Origin of the sequence: Lactobacillus sp. W8093 (assembly GCF_016100925.1) — a bacterium.
Lineage (GTDB): Bacteria > Bacillota > Bacilli > Lactobacillales > Lactobacillaceae > Lactobacillus > Lactobacillus helsingborgensis.
Genome location: NZ_JACFRL010000005.1, coordinates 20,992 through 47,943, shown reverse-complemented (window position 1 = coordinate 47,943; position 26,952 = coordinate 20,992). Strand labels below are relative to the sequence as shown.

General features: G+C 38.0%; 18 protein-coding genes and 2 tRNA genes. 2 read left to right on the top strand and 18 right to left on the bottom strand.

The genetic code is table 11. The features are described from left to right. Positions 1-310: 310 nt before the first annotated feature. From fusA to rpsL, 3 genes are read right to left on the bottom strand one after another with little or no spacing between them, the layout of a single operon-like run. Positions 311-2,404: an elongation factor G gene (fusA, locus tag H3T47_RS04415; protein WP_038523769.1), complete on the bottom strand. Its 2,094-nt coding sequence runs from the start codon at positions 2,402-2,404 to the stop codon at positions 311-313. Between the two features lie 22 nt (positions 2,405-2,426). Next, positions 2,427-2,897 carry a 30S ribosomal protein S7 gene (rpsG, locus tag H3T47_RS04410; protein WP_038523771.1) on the bottom strand — a complete coding sequence of 157 codons (471 nt, stop codon included), beginning with the start codon at positions 2,895-2,897 and terminating at the stop codon, positions 2,427-2,429. A gap of 14 nt (positions 2,898-2,911) precedes the next feature. Further along, positions 2,912-3,319: a 30S ribosomal protein S12 gene (gene rpsL, locus H3T47_RS04405; protein WP_038523774.1), complete on the bottom strand. Its 408-nt coding sequence runs from the start codon at positions 3,317-3,319 to the stop codon at positions 2,912-2,914. 177 nt (positions 3,320-3,496) lie between these two features. Here rpsL and H3T47_RS04400 point away from each other — a divergent pair, with 177 nt between their 5' ends. Next, complete coding sequence (locus tag H3T47_RS04400; RefSeq protein WP_199282681.1) at positions 3,497-4,186, top strand: A24 family peptidase; 690 nt, start codon at positions 3,497-3,499, stop codon at positions 4,184-4,186. Positions 4,187-4,379: 193 nt separating this feature from the next. Here H3T47_RS04400 and rpoC read toward each other — a convergent pair whose 3' ends face one another. The 5 genes from rpoC to H3T47_RS04375 all read right to left on the bottom strand — a co-directional run bounded on the left by rpoC (position 4,380) and on the right by H3T47_RS04375 (position 15,204). Further along, entirely contained in the window at positions 4,380-8,039 is a 3,660-nt protein-coding gene (rpoC, locus tag H3T47_RS04395; RefSeq protein ID WP_199282680.1) for a DNA-directed RNA polymerase subunit beta', read from the bottom strand. Positions 8,040-8,055: 16 nt separating this feature from the next. After that, a complete protein-coding gene (rpoB, locus tag H3T47_RS04390) occupies positions 8,056-11,694 on the bottom strand; it encodes a DNA-directed RNA polymerase subunit beta (protein ID WP_038523783.1) in 3,639 nt (1,212 codons plus the stop codon). A 210-nt stretch (positions 11,695-11,904) separates the two neighbouring features. Next, entirely contained in the window at positions 11,905-14,400 is a 2,496-nt protein-coding gene (locus H3T47_RS04385) for an ATP-dependent Clp protease ATP-binding subunit (RefSeq protein WP_199282737.1), read from the bottom strand. A 614-nt stretch (positions 14,401-15,014) separates the two neighbouring features. Continuing rightward, positions 15,015-15,088 (bottom strand) — tRNA-Pro (locus tag H3T47_RS04380). A gap of 44 nt (positions 15,089-15,132) precedes the next feature. Continuing rightward, a tRNA-Gly gene (locus H3T47_RS04375) sits at positions 15,133-15,204 on the bottom strand. A 223-nt stretch (positions 15,205-15,427) separates the two neighbouring features. On the opposite strand from H3T47_RS04375, the gene H3T47_RS04370 reads away from it, so the two are divergent. Continuing rightward, complete coding sequence (locus tag H3T47_RS04370) at positions 15,428-16,063, top strand: DUF2785 domain-containing protein (protein WP_199282679.1); 636 nt, start codon at positions 15,428-15,430, stop codon at positions 16,061-16,063. A 217-nt stretch (positions 16,064-16,280) separates the two neighbouring features. On the opposite strand, the gene lysS is transcribed toward H3T47_RS04370, so the two are convergent. The 10 genes from lysS to H3T47_RS04320 form a co-directional block, all read right to left on the bottom strand. Next, a complete protein-coding gene (lysS, locus tag H3T47_RS04365) occupies positions 16,281-17,822 on the bottom strand; it encodes a lysine--tRNA ligase (protein WP_046327493.1) in 1,542 nt (513 codons plus the stop codon). A 17-nt stretch (positions 17,823-17,839) separates the two neighbouring features. Continuing rightward, positions 17,840-18,859, bottom strand: a complete 1,020-nt coding sequence (dusB, locus tag H3T47_RS04360; RefSeq protein ID WP_046327494.1) for a tRNA dihydrouridine synthase DusB — start codon at positions 18,857-18,859, stop codon at positions 17,840-17,842. A gap of 96 nt (positions 18,860-18,955) precedes the next feature. Continuing rightward, positions 18,956-19,597, bottom strand: coding sequence for a histidine phosphatase family protein (locus H3T47_RS04355; protein ID WP_046327495.1), 642 nt, complete (start codon positions 19,595-19,597; stop codon positions 18,956-18,958). 116 nt (positions 19,598-19,713) lie between these two features. Further along, positions 19,714-21,315 carry an ATP-binding cassette domain-containing protein gene (locus tag H3T47_RS04350; RefSeq protein ID WP_046327496.1) on the bottom strand — a complete coding sequence of 534 codons (1,602 nt, stop codon included), beginning with the start codon at positions 21,313-21,315 and terminating at the stop codon, positions 19,714-19,716. A gap of 55 nt (positions 21,316-21,370) precedes the next feature. Then, a complete protein-coding gene (gene hslO / locus H3T47_RS04345; protein ID WP_199282678.1) occupies positions 21,371-22,243 on the bottom strand; it encodes an Hsp33 family molecular chaperone HslO in 873 nt (290 codons plus the stop codon). Between the two features lie 48 nt (positions 22,244-22,291). Next, positions 22,292-24,553: an ATP-dependent zinc metalloprotease FtsH gene (gene ftsH / locus H3T47_RS04340; protein WP_046327498.1), complete on the bottom strand. Its 2,262-nt coding sequence runs from the start codon at positions 24,551-24,553 to the stop codon at positions 22,292-22,294. Positions 24,554-24,639: 86 nt separating this feature from the next. Next, the gene (tilS, locus tag H3T47_RS04335) at positions 24,640-25,896 is read right to left on the bottom strand and encodes a tRNA lysidine(34) synthetase TilS (protein WP_199282677.1); all 1,257 of its coding nucleotides are present in this window, start codon (positions 25,894-25,896) and stop codon (positions 24,640-24,642) included. Next, the gene (locus H3T47_RS04330; RefSeq protein ID WP_046327500.1) at positions 25,883-26,251 is read right to left on the bottom strand and encodes a S1 RNA-binding domain-containing protein; all 369 of its coding nucleotides are present in this window, start codon (positions 26,249-26,251) and stop codon (positions 25,883-25,885) included. Before H3T47_RS04330 ends, tilS begins: the two co-directional genes overlap by 14 nt. Beyond that, positions 26,251-26,628 carry a septum formation initiator family protein gene (locus H3T47_RS04325; RefSeq protein ID WP_046327851.1) on the bottom strand — a complete coding sequence of 126 codons (378 nt, stop codon included), beginning with the start codon at positions 26,626-26,628 and terminating at the stop codon, positions 26,251-26,253. The genes H3T47_RS04330 and H3T47_RS04325 overlap by 1 nt, the downstream gene beginning before the upstream one ends. A gap of 73 nt (positions 26,629-26,701) precedes the next feature. Beyond that, on the bottom strand, positions 26,702-26,944 hold the full coding sequence (locus H3T47_RS04320) for an RNA-binding S4 domain-containing protein (RefSeq protein WP_038523812.1): 243 nt from the start codon (positions 26,942-26,944) through the stop codon (positions 26,702-26,704). Positions 26,945-26,952: the final 8 nt, after the last annotated feature.

Below are 26,952 nucleotides of genomic sequence, written 5' to 3'. Positions count from 1 at the left end.
CTTTTGCATCAATGCTTTACAACAAAATGCGTTTTAGGGCAGAATATGCCCTAGACGCACAAAAAATAGTATACCTGTTTTAAGCTGAAATATCAAGGATTATAGGATAAAATTTCTTAATATAATGCAAAAAATAGTATAGTTTTTATATAAAATTTGACTGCTAAATTATTAGCGCTGTTTAAAATACTACCTTAAATAAATCTTAGCAAGTTATTTGCCTATTCCTGAGCATAAGTAAAAAACAAATTTATTGCCTAATAAACATATAAAAAAGAGCTATTGGACTTGCCAATAGCTCTTTTTCTAATTAGTCAGCGTTACCGCCGCGTTTTTTAATAATATCTTCTTGAATAGATTTAGGTGTTGGTGAGTAGTGATCAAAGACCATTGTGAATGTACCACGACCTTGAGTTGAAGAACGCAAGGTTGTAGCATAACCAAACATTTCAGCAAGTGGAACCATTGAATTCAATACTTTAGCACCTGAACGATCCTGCATGTTGTCCATAGTACCACGACGTGCAGTAATTGAACCCATAACGTCACCTAAATATTCTTCAGGCGTAATTACCTGAACTTTCATAATAGGCTCAAGAATAACAGCACCAGCCTTAGGAGCAGCATTTCTCAATGCTAATGATGCAGCAACTTTGAAGGCAGCTTCAGATGAGTCGACTTCGTGGTAACTACCATCATAAAGCTTAGCTTTAACATCGATCAATGGGTAACCGGCAAGAATACCGTTCTTCATTGACTCTTGCAAACCAGCATCTACAGCAGGGATAAATTCACGAGGTACGACACCACCAACAATGGCATCTTCAAATTCGTAACCTTTTCCTCTTTCATTTGGTGTAAATTCAATCCAAACGTCACCATATTGACCTTTACCACCTGATTGACGCACGAATTTACCTTGTGCTTTAGCAGGCTTAGTGAAGGTTTCACGGTAAGCAACTTGCGGTTCACCAATTTTAGCTTCAACGTGGAACTCACGCTTCATACGTTCAACCATGATTTGCAGGTGTAATTCACCCATTCCGGAAATCAAAGTTTGACCGGTTTCAGCGTTTGTTTCTGCTCTAAAAGTTGGGTCCTCTTCAGTCAATTTTTGCAAAGCAACATCAAGTTTGTCACGGTCAGCTTTTGATTCTGGCTCAATTGAAACTTGAATAACTGGATCTGGAACTTCCAAACTTTCCAAAATTAAGGCATGATCAGGATCAGTCAAAGAATCACCAGTTGTGGTGTTCTTTAAACCAATGGCACCCGCAATATCACCAGAAAAGACTTCAGGAATCTCACTTCTGGAGTTAGCGTGCATTTGCAATAAACGACCAACACGTTCACGGCTGTTCTTGGAAGCGTTCAAAACGTATGAACCTGATTCTAGGGAACCAGTATAAACACGAATATAAGTCAAACGACCAACAAATGGGTCAGTAGCAATCTTAAATGCTAAAGCTGAGAATGGTTTGTCATCCCCTGCTACTAATTCAACTTCTTCGCCAGTCTTTGGATCATGAGCAACATAAGGCTTAACATCTAATGGTGATGGCAAGTAGTCAACAACACCATCAAGCATCATTTGTACACCCTTGTTCTTGAATGCTGAACCGGCAAATACTGGGAAAACCTTCAATTCCAGTGTAGCTTTACGAATAGCAGCCTTTAATTCATCAACGGAAATTTCATCACCGTTAAGGTATTTTTCCATGATGTCATCATCAACATCAGCTACTTGTTCAATTAATTCAGCGCGACGCTTTTCAGCTTCTTCTTTGTATTCGTCTGGAACTGGAATAGTATCCCATTTAGAGCCAAGTTTATCTTCATCATAAACATCGGCTACCATATTGAGTAAGTCAATAACTCCTTCAAAGCTTTCGGCAGAGCCGATTGGCATTTGGACAGCCAAAGCATTGGCGTTTAAACGTTCATGCAAAGAAGTAACAGATTTGTCAAAATCCGCACCAATCTTGTCCATCTTGTTTACAAAAACAATTCGAGGAACACCGTAAGTTTCAGCTTGGCGCCAAACGTTTTCAGTTTGAGGTTCAACACCAGCCTGAGCATCAAGAACAGTAACAGCCCCATCAAGTACCCGAAGTGAACGTTCAACTTCAATAGTGAAGTCAACGTGTCCTGGAGTATCAATAATGTTTATTCTGTAGTCATGCCATTGTGCAGTAGTAGCTGCAGAAGTAATGGTGATACCACGTTCTTTTTCTTCATCCATCCAGTCCATTTGTGAGTCACCCTCATGGGTTTCACCAATTTTATGGATTTTTCCAGTGTAATAAAGAATACGCTCTGTTGTGGTAGTTTTACCCGCATCAATGTGGGCCATAATACCAATATTACGTGTTTTTTCTAATGGAAATTCACGCTTATTAGCCATAGATTTTTCCTCTCCTTAAAAATTAGAAACGATAATGTGCAAATGCACGGTTGGCTTCAGCCATACGGTGAACATCTTCACGCTTCTTAACTGCTGAACCAGTGTTGTTTGAGGCATCAATAATTTCATTAGCTAAGCGTTCATCCATAGTATGTTCATTACGTAAACGAGCGTATGAAACTAACCATCTTAACCCTAAAGTGGTTTTTCTTTCTGGGCGAACCTCAACTGGAATTTGGTAGTTTGAACCACCAATACGGCGTGCTCTAACTTCCAAAACTGGCATAATGTTGTTCATTGCTTCTTCAAAAACATCAAGTGGCTCTTTGCCAGTCTTTTCTTTAACAATGTCAAAAGCATCATATAGGATTGAAGATGCCTTAGCTCTTTTACCATCAATCATCAAGTGGTTGATTAACTTAGTTACAAGCTTTGAATTGTATACTGGATCTGCTAAAATATCTCTTTTAGCTACGTGTCCTTTTCTAGGCATTATTTAACTCCTCCTTAATCTTTCTTGGCACCGTACTTAGAGCGACCTTGCTTTCTGCCGTCAACACCGGCAGTATCAAGAGCACCACGAATAATATGGTAACGAACACCAGGAAGGTCCTTAACACGACCACCACGGATTAAGACAACGGAGTGTTCCTGCAAGTTGTGGCCTTCGCCTGGGATGTATGCAGTAACTTCAATTAAGTTTGAAAGACGTACACGAGCATACTTACGTAAAGCTGAGTTTGGCTTCTTTGGTGTCATAGTGCCCACACGAGTTGCTACTCCACGCATTTGAGGAGCAGGATTTGCTATAAGCTCCTTTTTCATACTGTTGTAACCGTAGCTTAAAGCTGGTGATTTTGATTTTGTCGTCTTTGAATGACGGCCTTTTCTTACCAATTGGTTAATGGTTGGCATTAAATTTTCCTCCTAAAAAATGATTATTTTGTTCACACACCCAGGAGTTTCTTTTTTAACTCCCAGAGAATTCTTCAAAATACACAAAGAATATTGTACTCCTTTATCAAAAAATTGCAAATCATTTTTTCTCATGAAAAAAGACCAATATTGCGTACTTGTATATAGGAGGCAAAAATGGACTGGCTTTTTAATATCTGTAATTTTTTAATAGGAACTTGTTTAGCTTCACATGCGTGTGTTGTTGTAGACCGTCTTGGCAAAGAGGATTTTATCTTTTCACGCTCCAAATGCAACTATTGCGGCTGTGAGTTAAGCTTGCTTGATGAAATTCCGTTAATTTCCTATTTATTTTTAAAAGGACGTTGTCGTTATTGTCATTCTGCAATTCCAATTGAATACTGGGTAATTGAATTTATCGGTGGCAGCGCCTATTGTACTATCAACTTCGCCGATAAGAACAATATTCTTACAGCAGTTGTGATTTTTTGTCTGTTACTGGCTGCTATTAGCGATTATCGAAAGCAGTCATTTGACGTGATACTAATTCTGCCCGCATTGATCTTGGCTTTACTTCAAGGTAGTAAAACCGTGCCGCAATACACTATTGTTAATTATTTTCAGTTATTACCCATTTTAATCCTTTTTGTCTACGAAATATATCAGCAAAAACTGGGTAGCGGCGATTTACTAATCTACCTAATTCTCTCTTTTTATTTCCAACCTGAATTTGCCAATTTTACACTTTTATTAGCCTCAGTATTAATGCTAATTAACTTTATCTTAACCGACGTAAGAGAAAGCGAGCCAATTGCTTTTGTCCCGTTTATCTTTTTAGGATTGACGATTCAATTACTAAGCAGCTAAAAAAATACGCCCATACTATTATCACTGGCAAGCCAGCAGTATTTTTTTAATAAAAATGCTTAAAGTCAGTTACTTAATTTTCTTTTTTAGGTAGTATCAATCTATTGGATGCTTCAGCTTTTTTTGGAAAGATTAGATAAAAAAACTGCCCTGTTAATAGTTACTTAACAGGGCAGTTTTTATTTAAATTATTTTATGATTCCTTAGCTTGGTCAGCTTCCTTCATCTTTTTTTCAATATCAGCAATTGAATAAACAGATTTAGGTTTCTTGACATCTGACTCAGGTTCCATATCACGATAAATCGGAAGACCTGTACCAGCTGGAATAATCTTACCAATAATAACATTTTCCTTTAATCCAAGTAGCGGATCATTCTTGCCTCTAATAGAAGCATCTGTCAGAACACGAGTAGTTTCTTGGAAGGAAGCAGCAGATAAGAAACTATTAGTTTCAAGAGCTGCCTTAGTGATACCCAAAATTACGCTTTGCGCAGTGGCAGGGATGCCACCAGAAATAATTACAGATGTGTTGCGGTCTTTAAATTGACCAATATCCATAATTTCACCAGGTAAAAGATCAGTTTCACCAGGATCAAGGACGCGGACTTTTTGCAGCATTTGTCTGGTTAGAACCTCGACGTGCTTATCAGAAATATCAACACCTTGCATTCTATAAGCTTTTTGAACTTCTACTAGAATATATTCTTCAGTAGTTAAAGTATCAGTAACTTGGATTAACTCCTTAGGATCAATTGAACCCAGAGTCAATTTGTCACCACGACTGACCTCATCACCTTCAGCTACTGCTACAGATGCTGTATAAGGTACGCTATAACTTCTGGTATCAATTCTACCTTTAACAGTAATTTCACGAGTATGTTCTGCAGGGTTTTCTTGAATTGAATCAATCACTCCGTCGACTTCTGAAATTACTGCACGACCTTTAGGATTACGTGCTTCAAATAATTCTTGCACACGAGGAAGACCTTGTGTGATATCTTCAGCGCCGGCAACACCACCGTTGTGGAAAGTACGTAAAGTAAGCTGTGTTCCAGGCTCACCAATTGATTGAGCAGCAACTGTACCAACTGCTTCACCAACTTCAACTTCCTCACCAGTAGCTAAGTTCATACCATAACATTTACGGCAGACACCGTGTGGCGTATCACAAGTTAAAATAGATCTTATCTTGACATTAGTTACACCAGCATCACAAATTTGGTGTGCCAAATTCTCGTCCATCATAACGTTACGGCCAACAATAGCTTCACCGGTCTTTGGATTCTTAACAGTTTCTGCTGTAAAGCGACCTAATAGACGGTCATAAAGTGGCTCAATTAATTCGTCACCTTCCATGATTGCATGAACGTCAATACCACGGTCGGTACCACAATCATCATCACGGATAATAACGTCTTGGGCAACGTCAACCAAACGACGGGTTAAGTAGCCAGATTGAGCCGTCTTCAAAGCAGTATCAGTCATTCCCTTACGAGCACCGTGAGTGGACATGAATAATTCCAGTACAGATAATCCTTCCTTGAAGTTGGAAGTAACTGGGATTTCGAACAATCCACCGTTTGGAGTCGCCATTAAGCCACGCATACCTGCAAGCTGGGTAAAGTTAGAAATGTTACCACGGGCACCAGAGTCGGCCATGATGGTAATAGGATTACGTGGATCATAAATCTGAGCAATTTCGTTTTGTACCTGATCCTTACAATCATTCCAAATACTAATTACTCTGTCATGACGTTCTTGCTCAGTGATCAATCCTCGTCTAAATTGCTTAGAAACAACGTCAACCTGCTTGTGCGCTTTTGCTACCTTTTCATCTTTATCCTGAATTTCAGGAACATCAGTCATACCAATAGTAATTCCTGAAGTTGTTGAACTGGTATAGCCCAAGGTCTTCAAATCATCAAGATATTCGGAAGTTCTCTGAACTTTGTAATACTTGTAAATAGTAGCAATAGAATCAGATAAGAATGATTTCTTAAACGGAGTTGAAATTAGATCACCAGCTACGGTGTCAATCTTTTCATGAATATCCTCACCTGGTTCCAAGAAATACTTAGCAGCAAGTGGATTATTCAAATTTTCTTCTGTAGGCTCGTTAACGTAGAAGTAATCTTCAGGGAAGATTTGGTTAAAAATAATACGTCCATACGTTGTGATGAAAATACCATGCTCATAACCCTTAGGCCATGCTTTCTTTGGCATTGAATCGGCAGACATCCCAATGATAGTGTGATAGTGAATATCACCGTTGGTATAAGCTACAGTAGCTTCGTCCGGTGAATTGAAAATCATACCTTCACCTTCACGACCCTTTTCAGCTTGGGTCAACCAGTAGTTACCCAAAACTATATCCTGAGAAGGAGTAACAATAGGTTTACCGTCCTTAGGAGCAAGAATATGATGAGCTGCCAGCATTAACATACGTGATTCTGCAACAGCTTCGTCAGAAAGCGGCACGTGAATAGCCATCTGGTCACCATCGAAGTCGGCATTGTAGGCTTCACAAGCAAGTGGGTGCAAACGAATTGATTTTCCAGGTACTAATACCGGCTCAAAAGCCTGAATACTCAAACGGTGCAATGTAGGAGCACGGTTTAATAATACCGTTCTTTCCTTGATTACATCTTCTAGTACATCCCAGACATCATCATCTTCACGATCAATCTTACGCTTGGCACTCTTAATATTAGTGGCAATCTTACGCTGAACCAATTCGTGCATTACAAATGGTTTAAATAACTCTAAAGCCATTGGTCTAGGCACACCACATTGATAAAATTTCAATTTTGGTGAAACATCGATAACAGAACGACCTGAGTAATCAACACGCTTACCTAGTAAGTTTTGACGGAAGCGACCTTGCTTACCCTTAAGCATGTGTGAAAGTGATTTAAGTGGTCTGTTGCCCGGGCCCACAACTGAACGACCACGACGACCGTTATCAATTAGCGCATCAACTGCTTCTTGCAGCATTCGTTTTTCGTTTTGCACAATGATATTTGGTGCATTTAAATCTAACAGTCTCTTTAAACGATTGTTACGGTTAATGACTCTTCTGTATAAATCGTTGAGGTCAGAGGTCGCAAACCGTCCACCTTCAAGTTGAACCATCGGGCGCAAGTCTGGTGGAATAACAGGTACTGCATCAATAACCATCCATTCTGGCTTGTTACCAGAATCTTTAAATGCATCTAAAATGTCGAGTCTTCTTATTGCACGTGTCCGTTTTTGACCAGTAGCAGTTTCCAATTCTTTCTTTAAACTGGCAACTTCTTTATTTAAATCTACTTTTTGCAGTAAATCGCGAATTGCTTCGGCACCCATTTTAGCAATAAAACGATTGCCGTATTTTGCCTTTTGTTCACGATATTCAGCTTCGGTTAAAAGCTGTTTAAACTCGAGGTCAGTATCGCCAGGATCAATTACGATGTACGCAGCAAAGTAGATAACTTCTTCAAGGAGTCTGGGAGAAATATCCAAAATGAGTCCCATTCTTGAAGGAATCCCTTTGAAGTACCAAATGTGAGTAACTGGCGCAGCCAATTCAATATGACCCATGCGTTCTCTTCTGACTTTAGAGGAGGTAACTTCAACACCACAGCGGTCACAAACAATGCCGCGGTATCTCACACCTTTGTATTTACCACATGCACATGACCAGTCCTTTGTTGGCCCAAAAATGCGTTCATCAAACAGACCATCTTTTTCCGGCTTTAACGTACGGTAATTAATAGTCTCAGGCTTTTTAACTTCACCGTATGACCAGCTGCGAATTTTATTCGGAGATGCAAGGCCAATCTGCATGCTTTCAAATTTATTTACGTCGATCAAAAGTTTAACCTCCTACTTATTGAGAAATCTTGTTATCATCATCGGATTGATCTACAGGAGCATTAGTTTCTTCTGGCTCTGCTTCTTCATCCTCAGAATTTGCGGTTTCTTCGGCTAACTTCTTCTTTTGTTGTTCTTCAGCCATCTTCGATAAGGTATCAATATTCAAATGTTCATTTGAATCATCATCCATATCACGAAGTTCAATTTCCTTATGATTCATGTCAAGAACACGAATATCTAAACCAAGAGATTGCAGTTCCTTAACAAGAACGCGGAATGATTCCGGAACACCCGGTTTTGGAATTCTTTCACCCTTAACAATTGCTTCATAAGCTTTAACACGACCAACAACATCATCTGACTTGTAAGTCAATATTTCTTGTAAAGTATATGCTGCACCGTAAGCTTCAAGAGCCCAAACTTCCATTTCACCGAAACGCTGACCACCAAACTGTGCTTTACCACCAAGAGGTTGTTGCGTTACTAAAGAGTAAGGCCCAATTGAACGTGCGTGAATCTTATCATCAACCATGTGAGTCAATTTCAGATAATGCATGATACCAACTGAAACACGGTTATGGAATGGTTCACCTGTGCGGCCATCGTAAAGAACGGTTTTACCATCTTTATCAATACCAGCTTTATGAACTGTGTCCCAAACATCATCTTCATTGGCACCATCAAATACTGGTGTTGCCACATGAATACCTAAATTAGCTGCGGCACGACCTAAGTGTAATTCCAAAAGCTGTCCAATATTCATACGTGAAGGGACACCCATTGGGTTTAAACAAATATCTACTGGTGTACCATCTGGTAAGTATGGCATATCTTCTTCAGGAACAACTGCAGCAACAGTACCCTTGTTACCGTGACGACCGGACATCTTATCTCCGACTTGAATCTTTCTCTTTTGTGCGATATAAACGCGGACTAAGGTATTAACTCCAGGAGAAAGTTCATCGCCATTTTCACGGGTATAAACTTTGACATCGCGGACAATTCCGCCACCGCCATGAGGAACACGTAATGAAGTATCACGTACTTCACGCGCCTTTTCACCAAAAATAGCGTGGAGAAGTCTTTCTTCAGCTGATAATTCAGTAACTCCTTTAGGTGTTACTTTACCAACCAAAATATCTCCGTCATGAACTTCGGCACCAACACGAACGATACCTTGACCATCAAGATCTTTTAAAGCATCTTCACCCACATTAGGTAGTTCACGAGTAATTTCTTCCGGGCCAAGCTTAGTATCACGAGCTTCAGATTCATAGTCTTCAATACTGATTGAAGTATAGACATCATCCTTAACCAGACGTTCAGAAAGCATGATAGCATCTTCATAGTTATACATGTTCCAAGTCATAAAGGCGATTACAGGGTTTTGACCTAAAGCCAGTTCGCCGTGATCCATTGTCGGACCATTAGCGATGACCTCGCCCTTTTCAACCTGATCACCTAGCTTAACGTTTGGCGTTTGGTTATATGATTTAGAGTTATTTGAGCGACGATACTTTTCAAGGACATATTTATCCAAGGTACTGTCAGCACGTCTTACTCTAATTGTATTGGCATCAACATATTCAACTTTACCAGCTGCTTTAGCTAAAACTGCGGCACCTGAATCATGAGCTGCGCGGTATTCCATTCCCGTACCTACAAGGCAGCTATGAGGATTAATTAAAGGTGCAGCTTGTCTTTGCTGGTTAGCACCCATCAAAGCACGGTTAGAGTCATCGTTTTCCAAAAATGGAATACATGCTGAAGCAACAGAAACAACCTGCTTAGGAATAACGTCCATGTAATCAATTTTATCTGGACTAACTTCGACGTTATCTTCCTTGTGTCTTGCTAAAACCAGATCATCCTTAAAGGAGCCATCTGGATTAAGAGGGGTATTAGCACCCGCAATAATATAATTATCCTCAACATCAGCAGTCAGGTAATCAATTTTGTCAGTAACCTTATGAGTAGTCCAAGAAACGCGACGATAAGGGGTTTCAATAAAACCGTACTTATTGATAATCGCATAAGTAGCCAAAGAGTTAATTAAACCAATGTTAGGACCTTCAGGAGTTTCAATCGGGCACAAACGGCCGTATTGAGTATAGTGAACGTCACGCACTTCATAACCGGCACGGTCACGAGTTAAACCACCAGGCCCCAAAGCTGACATACGACGCTTGTGAGTTAGCTCACCCAACGGGTTATGTTGATCCATAAACTGTGACAATTGTGATGAACCAAAGAATTCTTTGATGCTGGCTACAATTGGTCTGATGTTAATTAATTGCTGCGGTGTCACAGTTGAAGGGTCTTGAATTGACATTCTTTCCCTTACAACACGTTCCATGCGCGCCAAACCAATTCTAAATTGGTTTTGCAGTAATTCCCCAACACGACGAATGCGGCGATTACCCAAGTGATCAATATCATCAGTATTCCCAATTTCATCTTGCAATAAGAAGAAATAGTTAATTGATGCTAAAACATCAGCAGGTGTCAGATACTTAACTTTCTTGTCAATGTGACCGTTAGAAATTATCTTGACAACACGCTCTGGGTTAACTTTTGAGTAAACCTTAATTTCCTGCACATTAATAGGATCAGGTAAAACGCCCTCTTTAGATGGCTGATAGGTCACCATCTTAAAGTCATCACGATCAAGGTATTTTTCTAAAGAGTCCATTACTTCGTGGGTAACAACAGTACCCTTTTTAGCAATAATCTCGCCTGTATCCGGATCTGCTAAAGTTTCTGCTAAAGTCTGACCATATAAGCGGCTCTTTAATGATAATTTCTTGTTAACTTTATAACGACCAACAGGCGCTAAATCATAGCGACGTGGGTCAAAGAAACGTGCATAAAGAAGTGAACGTGAAGAATCAGTCGTTTTTGGCTCACCCGGACGTAAACGTTCATAAATATCCTTTAATGCTTCAGCTACACGAGAATCAGCCGGATTCTTATGGACGTCTTTATCCAAAGTAAATTGCAATGTATCACTTTGACCAAAAACATCTAAAATTTCATCATCTGAGCCGATACCAAGAGCTCTGACTAAAACAGTCAGAGGAAGCTTACGGGTACGGTCAACACGCACATAAGATACATTTTTAGCATCAGTTTCATATTCAAGCCAAGCACCACGGTTAGGAATTACCGTAGTACCAAAAATCTGGCGGCCATTCTTGTCATAATCACCCGAATAATAAACACTAGGTGATCTAACTAACTGAGAAACGATAACTCTTTCGGCACCATTGATAATAAATGAACCAGATTCGGTCATTAACGGTAAATCACCAAAGAAAACATCTTGGGTTTTAATTTCACCGGTTTTTTGATTAGTTAATTTTAAAGTTACGTGCATTGGTGCGGCATAAGTCGCATCGTGATCACGTGCTTCATCAACGGTATATTTAGGTTTTTGCAGCTTATAACCTAAATATTCGAGGGAAAGCTTACCTGAAAAGTCACTAATTGGCATGATATCGTCAAAGACATCTTTAATACCCTCATCCAAAAACCATTGGTATGATTCGGTCTGCACATCTGTCAAGTTAGGCAGGTCCAACACTTCTTTAATGCGGGAAAAACTGCGTCTTGTCCGATGTTTGCCAAAATTCACTACGTGTCCGTTTAACAAGGAGAAAACACCCTTTCTGTCAGAGAAAGCTAATATTACATTTTGATTACAAATTCAAAAAGCCGGAATTTTATGCATAAAAAAGACAAAAACAACAATCGTCGTTTTTGTCCTTTATTATTTTGCTGGACAATAGATCAGCAAAATCCTGAAAATCAGCTTTTTTATCACGCACTACTATAGCAAACTATTAGTAGTGTGTCAATTATTTTACTTTGCGCCTACTAAATTATTTTTATCTTCTTTAATTACATCAAATTTCAAATGATTGCGACTGCAACCAATCTTTAATGTGTCTCCTGCTTGAAGATCACCCTTAATAAGCATAGAAGCAATCTCATCTTCGATATCTTTTTGAATTGCACGACGCAGTGGACGAGCCCCCATCTCAGGATTATATCCATCTTTAGCAATCTTATCTAAAGCAGCACGGGAAATCTTTAGCTGTACGCCTTGCTTGTGCAAACGATTGATTAATCTGCGCGTTAAGAGCGTTACAATCTGACGCAATTGTTTTTGATTGAGCTCATCAAAAATAATTGTCTCATCAATTCTGTTAAGAAATTCCGGTCTAAAGAATTGTTTTAAAGCCTGCCGTACTCGATCCTGACGCATTTTAACCTGACTGGTATTATCGGCATTAAAACCAACAGCTTGTGTCTCAAACAATGAACGTGAGCCTAAGTTGGAAGTCATGATAATAATAGTGTTTTTAAAGTCTACTTTGCGGCCCTTTGAATCTGTTAAGAAACCATCTTCAAGAACTTGCAGCAATAAGTTAAATACGTCTGGATGGGCTTTTTCAACTTCATCCAATAATACAACTGAGTATGGGTGGCGGCGAACTTGTTCAGTTAATTGACCACCTTCATCATAGCCAACATATCCTGGTGCCGAGCCAATCAATTTACTATTGGCAATCTGATCCATATATTCAGACATATCAATTCTGATTAAATTGTTTTCCGAACCAAAGATAGCGGCAGCAATAGCTTTTGCCAATTCAGTTTTACCAACACCCGTTGGCCCCAAGAATAAGAATGAACCGATTGGTCGATTTTCATCTTTAATACCGCTGCGGCTGCGGCGCACTGCCCGGCTAACGGCAGTAACTGCTTTATCTTGACCAATTATGCGTTTATGTAAATCAGTTTCAAGGTTGGCCAGCTGTTTAGTTTCGTCTCTATTCATTTGTGTAACCGGAACGCCCGTCCAGTTAGAAACTACTTTAGCTACATCTTCAGGCTGAACCACAGCATCCTTGCTAGTTGCCTGATCAAGTTTAGCAGTTAGCTCATCTTGTCTTCTCTGCAAGCTGTTTTGTCTTTCTTGCAGCTGAGCAGCTTTGGCAAAGTTCTGGTTAACGGCAGCACGATTTTTCTCACTGATTACTTTTTCAATTTGATCATTTATCTGCAATAACTGATTATTTGAACCTTTACCAGACTTAATCTTAACCGCCGCACTAGCCTCATCAATCAAGTCAATAGCTTTATCAGGTAAATACCTATCTGAAATGTAGCGACTAGAAAGATCAACTGCATTTTCCAAAGCTGAAGTTGAAATTTTAACATGATGGAACTTTTCGTATTTAGGCTTTAATCCGTTTAAGATTGCCAAAGTTTCACTTCTAGAAGGTTCATTTAACCTGACAATTTGGAAACGACGTGCCAAAGCCTGATCTTTTTCAACATATTTTTGATATTCATCAAAAGTGGTAGCACCAATCATTTGAATATCACCTCGAGCTAGGGATGGTTTCAAAATGTTGGCTGCATCAATTGAACCTTCAGCTCCACCTGCACCAATAAGGGTATGCATTTCATCTACAAATAGTATGATATTGCCGTTGACAGTAATTTCCTTAATGATCTTCTTCATTCGATCTTCAAATTCACCGCGGTATTTGGTGCCGGCAACCAGACCACCTAAATCAAGTGAAATAACCTGTTTTTTGAGCAAATCATGTGGCACTTTTTTAGCGACAATGGCAGTCGCAATAGCTTCTGCCACTGCTGTCTTACCAACTCCCGGTTCGCCAATTAAAACTGGGTTATTTTTGTTACGCCGAGATAGAATTTCGATTACACGGGCAACTTCGCGATCGCGGCCAATAACCGGATCAATTTCACCGTTTTCAGCACGTTCATTCAAGTTAACCGATACTTGATCAAGAGTGGGCGTGCTTGAGTTTCTGTTCGTGCTTTCTTCAGAACCATTAAAGCTTGACCAACTATTATCGTCTTGCTCGTTTTCATCCATATCTTGCTCATCTTCACCTAAACTATGAAGAATATCATTACGTAAACCATCAAGATCGATATTTAAGTTACGCAAAATAACTGATGCCAGAATTTGTTCATTTAAAACCAAACCCAATAGAATATGGCAAGTTTTAATTTTAGAAGAGCCTTCACGTTCTGCCAAAGTGCCAGCATACGCTAAAACCATACTTAAACGAGGAGACATTTGCATAAAACTGGTTTTGCCAGCTGAGCCGTATCCCGTATAACGTTCAATTTCCTCACGAATTGCCTTCGGTGTTGCACCCCAAGCCCGCAAATTTTTGCCAGCTTCACCATCAGATTCAATTACCATCGCGAGCAGTACATGTTCAGTACCAATCAAACGATGATGAAAATTCTGTGCTTGCTCTCGTGCAATTTCTAATACTTGGTTTGCACTAGTCGTATAAGATTTTTTCATCATAGCACCACCTTTAAAAATGACGTGTATACACTATAAACCTTTTTGAGAATTTGTAAAATATTCTGTTTGAGGCCAAATATAAGTGTCATGTCAAAAAACTTTGCAATCATTATATCAAAGTCAAGCACTTCTTGCGAATTAACATTCTTCTTTATTTAGTATGCTCCTAAAATGAACCACGGTAACTTGACTATTTGGTTTTAAAATGGGAGATGATTTTACCAACTAATAATGCAAAAAGTACATAAGCAATCATTCTAATTAAATCCTGGACGACTCTATTAGGAAAAACAATTTTTTGATCAATAAATAGACTATAACAGAATCCAAAAATAAAAAACGAAATGCCATAGATCAGGCTTTGTTCTATGCGGCTCATAGTTAAAAATTCTCCTAAAAAATCTATTACCAGATTTTAATAATTTATTTTTATTAGTATATTATTTTCAGTTTTAAAACTCAATTGGCTTTTTTAGTCCTTAAAGCCGGCTTTTCTTTCATGACAACGATTGTTAATTAAAATTACTAAGAAATATTTGTTATTGCCTTGGTAAAGTATAAAAAAATCTCATACTTGCAAATTTAAAATTACAAGCATGAGATAGCGATGATCGGGAAAACAGGATTCGAACCTGCGACCTCTACGTCCCGAACGTAGCGCTCTACCAAGCTGAGCTATTTCCCGTTTATTAAAAAAACTCACCAAAAGCGGTGAGTCTTTTTCTTGAGAGCGGAAGACGGGATTCGAACCCGCGACCCCCACCATGGCAAGGTGATGTTCTACCACTGAACTACTTCCGCAAGACAAATATTATTATAGCAAACCAATTTCAATTTGCAACCTTTTTTACCAAAATAAATCGCTGAAATTAGCATTCTAACGGGAAAGCTTGCCAGCTTAGAGTTTATACCCGAAACTTTTTTAGATTTCGCGCTTTTTAGCTGCAATTTTTCTTTACAAAGAACACTTGTCGATATTAAATTATAAAAAAACAATTGATGAAGAAAGTCATAAGGAAACAAAATGCCAGAAGAATTGGAAAAACTGGTTCAGTTAGAGTCCAGTAAACTAAGTTTTACGGATAATCAAATTGACTTCATGTTACAAAATATTGGCAATTTGGATCCTTACTTGCGGGATGACGTTGTTTATACTCTTTTTGCCCGGGGTTTTACTGAGAATTCATTTATACCTGAGCAAAAAGAAAAAATTGTGACAACTTTTATTAGTTCAAGAAATTTATTTAAAGGTATCGAGCAACCACAAAATGAACTAATCTTTTTTAGAACGTTTAGCGCATTACTTGCTTCCCTCATTCTTGATGACGATCAAAAACAGCCATTTTTAAATATGACTAACCGCAAAACCATTTTTAACTGGGGAATTGCCTATTTAAAAAAAGAAAAAGACTTTCGCGGTTTTGTTAGTCAAAAGGGTTGGGCTCATAGTATTGCACACGGTAGCGATTTGTTGGGATCAGTTTTAAGTCATCCCTTGTTTGAAGTAGAAAATATCGCTAATATATTTGCCATAATACCGTTAGTTTTTCAAAATATGCAAAAGCCATTTGTTGACGACGAGGAGCAACGTTTGGCATTTGCTTTTTTCAAGGTGTTTATTTTGGCAAAATATCAGCTAGTGACTTTAATTCTTTGGTAAATTGCTTTAACAAGCAAATTTATGACCAGCTTACCCAAAACAATCGTATTAGTTGGTATCGGTTAAGTTCCTGGTTTAAGTTGCTGCAAAACTGGTATTTTTATTTTTCTGGTAATAAGCCTATTCAAGATAAGTTGCTTGAAAAAATCGTTGACTATAACAAATACATGGGATTTTCAATTTAAACAAAAATAAGACCAAATTAATGGTCTTATTTTTAATTATTCTTTTTCTTCATGTCTTCTTCGACTTCGCGTTCAATATCTTCAATTCGTTCAGGACGCATTGTTGGGAAAAGTAAAACATCCCTAATTGCAGGCGCATCAGTCAAAAGCATTACAAGACGGTCAATTCCGATACCCAATCCACCTGTTGGCGGCATACCATATTCCATAGCACGCAGATAATCTTCATCAATCATATCAGCTTCATCGTTTCCAGCTTCACGTTCTGCCATTTGCGCTTCAAAACGTTCGCGCTGGTCATCAGGGTCATTTAATTCGGAAAAGGCGTTGCCATATTCTTCACCCATAATGTAAATTTCAAAACGATCAGTAAATCTTGGATCATCAGCATTTTTCTTAGCCAGTGGTGAAATCTCAACTGGGTGGCCGTAAACGAAAGTTGGATCAACAATTGTTTCTTCACAATACTTCTCAAAGAAGGCATTGATAATGTGACCCACTTTCCAGAAGCTTTCAACTTTAATGTCATGATCTTCTGCAATCTTGGTAGCTTCTGCCACACTCATTTCTTGCCAGAAATCAACGCCAGTCTTTTCCTTAATCATATCAACCATGTGAACGCGGCGGAATGGCTTGCCCAAATCAATGTTAGTCCCCTGATAAGTAATTTTACCATCATCAGATACGACTTTAGCAGCTGCGCGAATAATGCCTTCTGCTTCGTCCATGACATCATGGAAGTCCCAGTATGCACAGTAAGTTTCGAGTTCAGTAAATTCAGGATTATGGTGAGTGTCAAGTCCTTCATTTCTGAATACCCGACCAATTTCGTAAACTCTTTCCATATCACCGACAATCAAACGCTTTAAAGGCAATTCCAAAGCTATTCTCATGTATAAGTCAATGTCTAAAGCATTGTGATGAGTAATAAATGGCCGTGCCTCTGCACCACCAGGAATATTATGTAAAACGGGAGTTTCAACTTCTAAGAAGTCCTTGCTGTTGAGATAATCACGAATAGCTTGAATAATTTTGGTCCGATTAACAAAACGTTCATAGCTTTCTCTGTTAGTAATCAAGTCAAGGTACCGTTGACGATAAATTTGTTCAACATCTTTTAAGCCGTGATACTTTTCAGGTAAAGGACGCAAAGCTTTTGATAAGAAAGTAACGTGAGTTGCACGAATGGTTAGTTCACCCGTGTCAGTTTTCATAACTTCACCATCAATACCTAAAAAGTCGCCGATATCAGACTTTTTAAAGATCTTATAGTTGTCTTCACCCACAATATCCTTACGAACGTAAATCTGAATTTTACCGGTACGATCATATAAATCAGCGAAGCCAACTTTACCTTTGCCTCTTTTAGCTAACATTCTCCCGGCTATTTTAGTCTTAGGTAGTTCCGCGTTTAGTTCATCTTTGTCATCTTCAGCATACTTTTCATTCAAAGACCGCGCTAAATCCTGTCGATCAAACTTTCTCATTCCAAAAGGTTCGATGCCATTTTCACGTAATTCGTCTAATTTTTGGCGCCGAACGATTAATTGGTCATTCATTTCACTTTTAGCCAATTACAATTCCTCCATTATTAATTAGTTTCACTTCTAGCAGCTCTTTGTTTTTGCCGCTTTTCATAATCGTCAACGAAGTTATCGAGCAAATCATAAACTTCTTGTGCTGTCCAAACCTCATTTATTTTAGCACGAGTACGAGCCGAACGGGGAACTCCCTTTAAATAGTAAGCAGCTTGTTGCCTAAACTCGGGAACAGCAATTTTTTCCCCTTTTAAGTCAACTAAACCTTTAAGTTGATGCTTAGCTGTGCCAACTTTCTCTCGTACTGTTTGCGGTTTTAGTCTTTCACCAGTTTCTAAGTAGTGTACCATATCTTTGATAATCCAAGGATTACCTAATGCTGCACGCCCTACCATCACAGCGGTAGAGCCAATTTCAGCTAGAGCTTTTTTGGCTAATTCTGGTGTCGTAATATCACCGTTTGCCACAAATGGAATATCAAGAACTTGAGCAACATCATGAAGTGTTTCCCAATCGGCTTCTCCCATATACATCTGCTTACGCGTTCTACCATGCATTGCAATCATGCTGGCACCAGCTTCTTGGGCCGCCAAAGCGTTTTCCACCGCAAAAATATGTTTACGATCCCATCCAATACGCATTTTAACAGAAACAGGTTTTTCAACATTTTGGACAACTTTATGTACCATCTGGTAAATTTTATTAGAATCCAAAAGCCATTTAGAACCCGCATCTGTTTTAGTAACCTTAGGAACAGGACAACCCATATTAATATCAATTATATCGGCTGCGGTATGCTGATCGATATATTGCGCTGCTTCAAGCAAAGTTTCTTCAGTACCACCAAAAATCTGAATACTCATCGGGTGCTCACGCGGATCCACCTTCATCATAGACATGGTTTTTTTATTACGATAAATGATACCGTGATCTGAAATCATTTCACATACGACTAGACCAGCACCAAATTCCTTACAAATCATTCTAAACGCAGAATTTGATACACCAGCCATTGGCGCCACAACAACTCGATTAGCAATCGTTAAATCGCGAATTTTCCAGCTATTATCCACTTAATCACCCTTTCAAACACCCTAATATCTTAACAAAAAGGATCATTTATGCAAAATCAACAGTCCTTTTCATAATAAAAAGGTAAGGCTATTTGATTAAGCAGTTCCATGTTTATCCTCAATAAAAAATTTCCCAGGCGCAATCCTGTTATAATACCGCAAAAATACTTTTTTAGTCTGATCGTCTACAGTTAAATTAATGACAGCTGCATTTTGAATCAAACTGATCTCCGTCATACTGGGAATTCCTAGTAAAGTTTGCACTAAAGTCCGGGATGCAATACCGTGGCAAACCAATAAAACTGATTCATGTTCATGATTATTAACCAATTCATGCCAGAAATCCATTAAACGATCTGCCAGGTGCTGATAACTTTCACCAGTACAATAATCGACATAATTTTCTTTAAAATACCCTAGTTCATCGAATGCTTGGGGATATTTTTCTTGTATTTCTTCAATACTTTGACCGTCCCAATTACCAAAATATATTTCCTTTAGACGCTCATCGACATTAACCTCAAGCTTACCCTGAGCTAAAATTTCTGCAGTCTGACGAGCCCTAGTCAGTGGACTGGCATAGATATAATCAATCTTGTTAATATCAAAACTATCTCTTAATGTTTCAACTTGTTGTTTTCCTAATTTATTTAAAGGCAAATCAGTGCCAGAACCATTAATAGCTGCCACTTTATTAGTATCTGTTTGACCATGACGCACAATAAATACATTTAGCATTAATATTCTCCTTAAATCTTTATCCAACTTCTTCATTATAGCAAAATTGGTACGGACATATCGGCTAATTCCTAAGAAAAGCTAATAAAAATGAGTAATATAGGGCAGGCTCATTATTAAAATTGATTTTTAAAATTATGTGGTTGACCAAGTTGAACTACCTCATCATAGTATTTTAATTCGTCATAGCGATGAACCACGCTAATAATAGTAGTCAAGGGTAAATACTTTCTTATCATCTGATAAACAAGAATGATCGTTTTCTCATCCAAATTACTGGTAAATTCATCCAACAACAATATTTGTGGTTTTGAGACAATTGCTCTTAAAAAAAGTATTTTTTGCTTTTCACCACCAGAAATCTTATTTTTGAAATCTCCCGGAGTTTTGACAGTGAGATCAGCAGCAGACTTAATCAAAGTATCAAGGTTAATTTCTTTAATTAAAGTAAATAACTGTTCTGTTGTAACTTGTTGTTTTGGATAACAAATATTTTCTATAATCGAACGATTAAATAGCTGCGCACTTTGGGGCAAATACAGTAAAGTTGGTTGACTAACAAAAGGCAAAATAATTTGTCCTGACTGTGGCTGATAAAAACCCGTCAAAATTTTTAATAGTGTACTTTTACCAGAACCATTTGGTCCTACTAAAGCGGTCAGCTTATTTTTTGGAAAAACTAACTCTAAGTTGTGAAAAACTTGTTGGTTATTCTGATAAGCATAACTGATTGATTTCAAAGAAATTGCGTTCTTAGTCCCATTAAGTTTAAAAGGCAGATTAGGAGCAGGTGTTTCTTTTCCATATTCCAATTCAGTTAATCCAGCCCGAATTCTATTTAAAAGCTCCTCAATAGCCAGATATTGGGTACCAAAACCGGACAAATTAACAATAGAATATAACAGAACCAAAACTAGTGAAAGTGAAAAGTTTTCTTTTGTTCCAGCCAAAACTTGTCCCAAAATCACAATAATACACGACAAAACAACAATTAAGAATTGCTGAAACAAAGAGGCGATATTAGTAATTTTTTGCACATTGGTAAAAGATTTTTGTTCTTCATTTAAAATGTCAGCCATATTGTGCTCTTCAAAGTTTTTAGAATCACTTGCTAAAATCGTTTCAACGTTACGGTAATAATCGATAATGTACTCATTGACTTTAGAAGCACTCTTTAGTGAAGCTGCCACGTTACTTCTATTTCGCTTGGCCATCCAAACTGAGACCATCATGTAGCCTAAAAAGAAAAACAAGTATGACATACCGACAACCAAATTTTGCAAACTGAGCGTTACTGAATACATAATTAGCATTACTGTCATTTGCACAACAACCGCCAAACTGGTTTGTTCCAATTCGCGACAGGCAAACGAAACATCTTTAATATAACTTTGAACCATACCAACCGGCTTGTCTGAATAATATCTAAAAGGTTTGTTAACCACAGACTCCCACAAAATTTGTTTTGAATATTTACGAACAGCCTGAATAAACGAATTATTACAGCTATTAATAATTGGCACCATCATCAGCGAAAGAGCTAATGCGCATACCAATAATATTTGTAAATCACGGTTCAATTTTGGCTCAAATAATTTAGTAATTAAATATGGTTGGGCAAAATACACGACATAACCAGCAAAAAGAAATGCGCTAAAAAGTGCAACTTTGACAATTCCAATTCTGGTTATTATTTTTCGTATATATTTCCAAGCCATAATTTACTTTCCCTTTTCACTCAAAAGAAAACAAGATTTATCTGTCCTTTACCATTTATTTTGCGGACAAAATTGCCTTTAATTCTTCTTCTGAAAATTGATATTTATTACCGCAAAAGTTGCATGTCAACTCAGCACCATGGTCTTCATTGATCATGGCTTTCAGCTGACTGTCCTTTAAAGTTGCTAAAATATTACCATATTTTTCTTTAGAGCAATCACATTTAAAAGCAACTTGATCTTTTTCCAAGATTTTACAATCATCCCCCAAAATCATAGCTGCAAGTTTTTCAGGAGTTAAGCCATCTAAAAAGGCGCTCGAAAGAGCAGGTAAATCATTGATACGATTGATAGTTTCAGTAATTAAACTATCGGAAGCTCCAGGCAATGCCTGCAACATAAATCCACCGGCTTCACCTATTGTATTATTAGGATTTACAAAAACTGATAAGCCGACAGCAGACGGAATTTGTTCAGATTTTGTTAAATAATAGGCAATATCTTCAGCGATTTCACCAGATACAATTGGCACTTGTCCTGTATACGGCTTCTTCAATCCTAAATCCTTAGTAACTTCAAGCCAACCTTTGCCAACAGCTTTTTTCACATCAATATGACCATTCTTCTTTGGGGGTAATGCAATATGGGGATTCTTAATATAGCCCTTTACCGTTAAATCAGACTTGGCGGTTACAACTGTTGGACCAACAGAACCATCACCCAAAAGTCTGACGGTCAGTTCTTCCTTGTCAGTCAATTCAGCTCCAGCCAGTAAAATTCCTGCAACTAAGGTTCGTCCGAGCACGGCAGAAGAAGCTGACCATGTATCATGACGAGTTTGTGCTTCTTGAACCAAGTTCGTAGCTGTAATTGTTAATAAGCGTAAATTTTTAGTTTTATCTATTGCTTTAACTAAATAATCGTTCATTTCATTCTCCTAAAAAAATAGAGCCTGAAGTAGGCTCTATTAATTTTATCAGTCTTGTGAGTGATCATCTTCACCTTGTGAATGATCCTCGTTATTTTCAGAATTGTGCTCTTGCCCTAAATCCTTATTTTCAGGTTCAAGTTGCTTTTCAGCAGAAGTTTTTTCTTCAGTAGTAAGATCCGTTTCCTTTGGAAATTCAGCTCTTTCTGGATTTTCAGGATTGGTTTCTTCCGCTTCTTCATTTTTTTGTTTAGGTGATTCTAATGAAGTATCTCTTTCTTTTTGAGCCTCATCTGAATTGATTATGTTCTTTTTCTGAGATTGACTTTCTTTCTTTTCAGCAGCAGCTTTAGCTTCTTCATAAGTGGAAGCCTTAGATTCGCTTGGATATTCCTGCTCTGTTTTTTCAGGCATTTTGCCAGTAGTATAAAGAGACATAATCTGCTTTTCATCTAAAGTTTCATATTTCAGTAAAGCCTCGGCAATAATCCGGTGTTTTTCCCGATTATTTTTAACTATTTCAACTGCTTTAGCATGGGCCTCATCAAGTAACTTCTTAACAGCCTCGTCAATCTTAGCAGAAGTAGCTTCACTATATGGCTTAAAGCCGTATGGATTGGTTTCGCCTTCTTTTTCAAGTTCAACCATTCCCAATGAATCCGTCATACCATAATTAACAACCATACTATGAGCAATCTGTGTAGCTTGTTCAAAGTCGTTAGACGCTCCGGTAGATTGGTCACCCACTACAACTTCTTCTCCTGCACGTCCTCCCATTAGACCAACAATTTGTTCCATCAACTGTTTCTTAGTTAGCAAGAACTGGTCATCTTTTGGCAGCATCAAGTTATAACCACCTGTTCTGCCATGAGGTACGATCGTAACTTTGCGCACTGTTCGAGAATCACTTAGAACTAAACCACAAATAGAGTGACCGGCTTCGTGAAAGGCTACTCTACGTCTTTCCTTTTGAGAAATTAAGCTATTTCTCTTTGCAGGACCAGCAATCACACGATCTTCAGCTTCATCCAAATCAGACGCAGTAATATCATTACCGTTTCTTCTGGCAGCAAGAAGTGCCGCTTCATTAAGTAAATTGGCCAAATCTGCCCCAACAAACCCAGGGGTCTGTCTTGCAATTTCTTTTAAATCGACATCATCAGCTAAAGGCATGTTTTTGGCATGAACACGTAAAATTGCTTCACGGCCGCGGACATCTGGTGTACCTACTAAAACTTTACGGTCAAAACGACCAGGACGAAGAAGTGCCGGATCCAAAACATCAGAGCGGTTAGTAGCGGCAATAACAATCACACCTTCATTACCTTCGAAACCATCCATCTCTACCAGTAATTGGTTTAAAGTTTGCTCACGCTCATCGTTGCCGCCACCGCTGGCATTACCACCACGTCTTCTACCGATAGCATCAATTTCGTCAATGAAGATAATGCTGGGTGCATTCTTTTTAGCATTAGTAAACAAGTCACGTACACGACTGGCACCAACACCAACAAACATTTCCACGAAATCAGAACCTGAAATTGAGAAAAATGGTACGTTTGCTTCACCCGCTACAGCACGAGCTAGTAAAGTTTTACCAGTACCCGGAGGACCTTCAAGCAAAACGCCGGAAGGAATTTTAGCACCCAATTTAGTAAATTTAGCCGGATTCTTTAAAAATTCAACGACTTCAACTAATTCCTGCTTTTCTTCTTCTTCTCCGGCTACATCAGAGAACCGTACCTTGTTTTTCTTAGGATCTTCGGGCTTCACATGTGACCGACCGAAGTTCATAATGCCGCCGTTACCACCACGTCCACCACTACTTTGGCTGAACATCATCCATATCATAACGATAAAGAGGATGGTTGGCACAAACATCACAAGTGTAGAAATCCAGTTGCCCGATTGCGACTCACCTTGAGTAGTCATCTTAGCGTCATTTTTTTGCGCTAAGTCCTGAACTTTGGACACACTTGAATCATTTTGTAACATCGTGGTTGAAAAGCGAGTAACTTTTGAACCTGAACTACCGTTAAAAAAGTCAAATGTATTTTTTGACTGTGCTTTACTTTCTTGTGCTTCCTTATAAGTTCCTGAAACGCTGTATACGCCATTAGCAGGCTGAACATTAAAGTTTTTAACTTTTCCGTCGCGCAAATCTTTGACAAATTCGGAGTAGCTAATATTTTCATTGCTGCCTGAATTATCTGATCCGCCAACTGCCCAGTTAATTGCTCCTATTAATAAAAGGAAAACAAGTATATAGAACAAGCCGTTTGAAAACAGCCGATTCCGGTTATTTTTCATAAAAAACCTCCGCAAAGTTTCTAGAGATATACGAATAAAAGTTTATCACAAATTCTATTTATGCTCTAATATTTTAAAATTTCTTATTAATTGTCCTCATACAAAAAATAACATTTTTGTTTAGCAGCAATTTTTTGGTAACAGTATGTTTGTTCTACGAAAAAAACATTGTTATTATCATATATCGTTAAGCAATAAGGGCGCAATATATTAGGGATGCCACTTTCAGCAAATTTTTTCTTGCTTTTAACATGGTCGCCATTTTTTAATAATAACTTTGTTCCGGTTTTAATGGATCCAACACTAAAATTCGCGCTTGCTGGCGCAAAAAATTTGCCTATTAAACGATGCGATAAATGTTCTGTTAATGAAAGGAAAAAATGCCGCTGACCAAAAGCGAATACATGATCTAAATAGACTTTTTTGGAGGTTGATAAGGTAGGTAAATCTTTGAATAAATAAAAGTAATCCTGATAGCTGAGTAAAGTATAATTAGCTAAATATTTATTTACCCGCTGATGCCATGTCTCCCAAATAAAATTCTGCCAAAAGGCTGCTTGTTCGCCTTGCGTTAATTCTTTAAGTTCATCTTTTCTTAAACGGTAAGCAAAGCCTAAATACTTTTCAGGCCGCTTAATTCGTGCAAAACTTTGACTTGCTAATTTTGTTAACAAACTAACTTGCTCGTTAAACCTAATAGCATTCTCAGTAATTTGAGGATTTTCTTGTTTTAATAACGGAACCACGTGATGTCGCAGCCTGTTACGTAACGTGTCATCATCATTATTTGTTTGATCAATGACATACTGTATTCCCTTTTTTTGATCGTATAAAAGCAAATCAGCTTTTTTCTGTGTCAAAAGTGGTCTAAGTAATGTAAAACCATTTACTGAACTAATCGCATGCAAACTATTCATTTCACCAGGATTTCCTGAGCGAATAAATTTCAGCAGAATGTTTTCTAATAAATCATCCACATGGTGAGCAGTCAGTAAATAATCACCGTGATTTTCTTGCAGCACTTGCACTAAAAAATGGTAACGATATTTCCGCGCTGCGGCTTCAATGCCAACATTAGGGTGTTCTTTTGGCGGCCAATACCCATTTACTACCTTGATATCCCTACCTTGGCTATACTTAGCTATCACGTTTTCTTCTTTAAAAGAATCAGATCTTAATTTGTGATCCAAATGAGCCGCTATCAACTTAAATTGATAGCGGCTTTTTAGTTCATATAGTAAATCGAGTAGCGCCAAGGAATCAGGTCCACCACTTACTGCAACAACTAAAGTTTTACCAGTTAGTGCTAAAGCGTGCTTTTTAAAAAAATTATCTATCTGCATAACTAATCAATTCATGTTCTAAATTCTTAATTTCGCTCCTAGCATTTTTAATGGTTTGAGATAGAACCGAATCAAAATCTGCATTTTTTGTGTCAGAAAAAGGGTTAGTATGATCAATTATCTCTGGATCATTAACCCGCTTTTTTGAGAGAGCTATTTTACCTTTATAGTTATGGATAATTACCACTCTAATTTGCTCACCAATATTAAAATTATTTTTTTCGCGCAACCAGTCATTACCAAAATCACTATGGTGAATCAATCCAGAAACGTGATGTGGAAGCGTAACAAAAATGCCTAAATCACTAATATTATTAATAGTTCCTGTAAGTCTTTGACCAACTTGGTATTTCATTAATTATTATTTTTTCCTTCAGGTAAATTGTAAATTGTTTCGTTAGGTTTAGAATAAAGAAATTTAAAACGAACTAACTTGGCCACGTAATCAGGATCCTTTAAATCATTTTTCTTAGCAATCAGTGTTTGCTTTTGATTATTTATTTTTTTAAGAGTTTTTTTCGAAGCTTCTACTTGCCCGTTAATACGGTCAGTTTGTGCGTGGGTGACACCGATTTGCACGCCTAAAAAGGCAAAAATCACCACAAAAGCTGCAATTATCCGATTACGCCGCACACGGTGTACTTCTTTTTCTCTTTTTTCCTGTTTCCGTCTTAGTCGTGCTATTTGTTCTTCCGGGCTAAGTGAATTATATATACGCGGACCGTTCATAATTTCGACCTCTATTACCAAAACAATACTATTTTAATTATAGCAAGACCACCTAAAAATGTCATTAAAGAAAAGACTAATTTTGCAATTCGTATAGTTCACTGGCTTCGGCTTTTTTGGTTGTTTCTTTAATAGCACAAACCTTAGCTTTAACTTGTTTTGACCCATAACCTACTTCAATGATGTCTCCAATCTTGACGTCATAACTGGATTTGACTACGTGGTCATTCACTTTAATTCGACCTTGATCCGCCATTTCCTTAGCCACCGGTCGTCTTTTAACCAAGCGGGATACTTTTAAAAATTTATCAATTCTCATATTTTCTC